This window comes from Actinomyces sp. oral taxon 170 str. F0386 (assembly GCF_000195595.1).
Classification (GTDB): Bacteria; Actinomycetota; Actinomycetes; order Actinomycetales; family Actinomycetaceae; genus Actinomyces.
Genome location: NZ_GL882570.1, coordinates 1 through 2,475 on the forward strand (window position 1 = coordinate 1; position 2,475 = coordinate 2,475).

Below are 2,475 nucleotides of genomic sequence, written 5' to 3' on the forward strand. Positions count from 1 at the left end.
TACCTCCATCAAACCCGGGGCGATTCAGACTTTCGCAGGCGTGGGTGCGGGGGCCGGTCCGTTCGCCGGCTGGCCCCGTATCAACTTGACCGGGAGGCGGCAGGAGAGAAGGATATCGAGGACATCGAGGTCTTCATCGGTACCGGGCGTCGGCAAGGAGCGAGCGCTGGGCCACGGCCCTGAGCCGGGACGGGCCGGAAGGTCCTCGACAGGGCCCTTCCCAACGACGAGGACCAGCTGCGAGAGGTCTACCAGCGCCTGCAGGCAAAGGGGCAGGTGCTGGTGGTGGTCGATCAGCCCGCCACCATTGGGGCCCTGGCCGTGGCGGTGGCCCAGGACATGGGCATCACCGTGGGCTACCTGCCCGGACTGTCGATGCGACGCATCGCTGACCTGACGCCGGGCAGCGCCAAGACCGACGCGAAGGACGCGGCCGTCATCGCCGGCGCGGCCAGGACCATGCCTCACACCCTGAGAGCCATCAACGCCTCGGACGAGGAGGCCGCGGCGCTGAGCATGCTCACGGGATTCGACCTGGACCTGGGCCGGCTAGATCGTCTCGGCCCTGGAGCACCAGACCGTGGTGGTCGCCGGCACCAACGCAGCCGCAACGGTGCTGCCCCACCTGGCCCGCCGGCTCATCGCCCCACGCGCTCAGCGGGCCGATGTCGCCGCCCAGGCCGGTGACCCTGGCGGGTGGCCCACCCTCATGTGCCAGGTCCTGACCACGCGTGCCCGGGATCAGGGGTCCCGGCCGCCGCCGTCCTTGCTGGCCGAGCCCCTGGGCAAGGACCTCCAGGCACCGGCGCCCACCTGGCCTCCTACGCCCGGCTCGCTCCCGTCACACGCCGCTCCGGCTCCTCGATCCGTGGTGAGCACGTCTCCCACGGCGGCAGCAAGAGGCTCAAGCACGCCATGTTCCCCTCCGCCCTCGCCTCACTGCGCTCCGACCCCGTCTCCCGGGCCTACTACCAGCGCAAACGAGACCAGGGCAAGCGTCATAACCAGGCCGTCCTCGCCCTGGCACACCGCCGCATCCTGACCCGCACGCCATGATCCGCAACCACACCCTCTACAACCCCCAACCAGCCACGAAACTACCCATCGCCACTTGACACACCACCCAGAGGCCCCCGGTCAACCGGCCCATAATGAGTCAAGTCAAGTCTGGCGTTTGACAGGGCACAAAAGGGGTGGAGTAAGGGCGCTTGACCCTAGGGTGAAGGTCATGAAGCTTTTTAGTCTTGAGAGTGTCAGCGGGGCTGACCTACCCCGGATTCATATATCACATCAGCACAGAAGAGGACAGTTTCATGTACAGCACCAACAAGATGCTCGCTCTCCAGGTTCGCACGAAGATCGCTTTCGATAGGATGATCGAAAGGGTGAAGCCTTCGGAGCGCGGCCAGACAGCAGTTGAGTACGCCGGCATCGCTTTCGTAGTAGCACTGGTTGCAGGCGTCTTGATCACAAAGCAGGGGGAGATTGCTGACGAGATCCTCAAGAAGATTAAAGAGGCTCTCACCAAGATTCACTGAGGATCTTCAGACCGGCAACCCGGCCTCAGAGTACGTTACTGGGTGGTGTCCCAACCTATAAGGTTGGGACACCACCCAGTATTGCATAAACTTACTGAAGTTTTCTCACTGCAATAGGGGTCACTCGCATATTGTGTTTCTACAGATGGTGGCAATTATGCGTCAGAGCCGACATCTTGAAACTTATTCATAGGGGTATTTTACCTGTATTTGTGTGTCGCTAGTAAGGTGGCACTTTAGTTGCATCGTTTTTAGTGCCCTGTTGGGATGATGAGGGTTGCGAGGATTTCTTCGGCTACGGGGATCAAACACCATGCCAAACCGGCCTGACGCCGCCCATGGGCTGGAACACGTGGCGCGATGTGCCGTCGAACCCCTCATGCAGGCCATGGACCTGCACGACATCCGCCGCGCCAAGTCGCCACATACCATGCACAGCGCGCTGCGGGAGCAGTGTCCGGCGGGCTTCGCAAAAAGGCATTTCAGCGCGTTCGGACCAAACGAACTGTGGATCGCCAACATCACCTATGAGCGCACCATGAGTGGCTGGGTGTACATGGCTTTCATGACCGACGTATTTTCACGGCATGTCGTAAGGTGGCGGAGCTCCGCGAGCCTGTACACCGACCTGGTCTTGGACACCCTCGAGACGGCCGTCTGGTAACGAAAACGTCAGGGAAACGTGTTCAATGGTTTGTATAAGCCCTTGTGGTGAGGACTGACACTGATGGCTATGATCGATGAGTGGAGTGCCGGGTGTCTGCGCCAGCAGCTGCGGGTGGACAAGGCCCTGCGCTCAGGACGCACCCGGCGCCTGCCCCGCTCACCGCTGGCCGGCCTGCCCCGCAGATCAAGGCGCCCCTGGATCGAAGGGGCCCAGATCAGTGTGCGCCCGCCCCAGGCCGCTGTCTGAATCGCCCCGGGTTTGATGGAGGTA

Annotated in this window: 3 protein-coding genes and 1 pseudogene; all 4 read left to right on the forward strand. The window is 62.4% G+C overall.

Annotated features, from left to right (window positions below):
* Nucleotides 1-135: 135 nt before the first annotated feature.
* The 4 genes and pseudogenes from HMPREF9056_RS14775 to HMPREF9056_RS11270 all read left to right on the forward strand — a co-directional run bounded on the left by HMPREF9056_RS14775 (nt 136) and on the right by HMPREF9056_RS11270 (nt 2,451).
* Nucleotides 136-1,115 (forward strand): annotated as a pseudogene (locus tag HMPREF9056_RS14775) (IS110 family transposase).
* Nucleotides 1,116-1,313: 198 nt separating this feature from the next.
* Nucleotides 1,314-1,538, forward strand: coding sequence for a hypothetical protein (locus HMPREF9056_RS11260; protein ID WP_157185076.1), 225 nt, complete (start codon nt 1,314-1,316; stop codon nt 1,536-1,538).
* Nucleotides 1,539-1,926: 388 nt separating this feature from the next.
* Nucleotides 1,927-2,202: a DDE-type integrase/transposase/recombinase gene (locus tag HMPREF9056_RS11265; protein ID WP_157185077.1), complete on the forward strand. Its 276-nt coding sequence runs from the start codon at nt 1,927-1,929 to the stop codon at nt 2,200-2,202.
* A 63-nt stretch (nt 2,203-2,265) separates the two neighbouring features.
* Nucleotides 2,266-2,451, forward strand: a complete 186-nt coding sequence (locus tag HMPREF9056_RS11270; protein ID WP_009405191.1) for a hypothetical protein — start codon at nt 2,266-2,268, stop codon at nt 2,449-2,451.
* Nucleotides 2,452-2,475 lie beyond the last annotated feature (24 nt).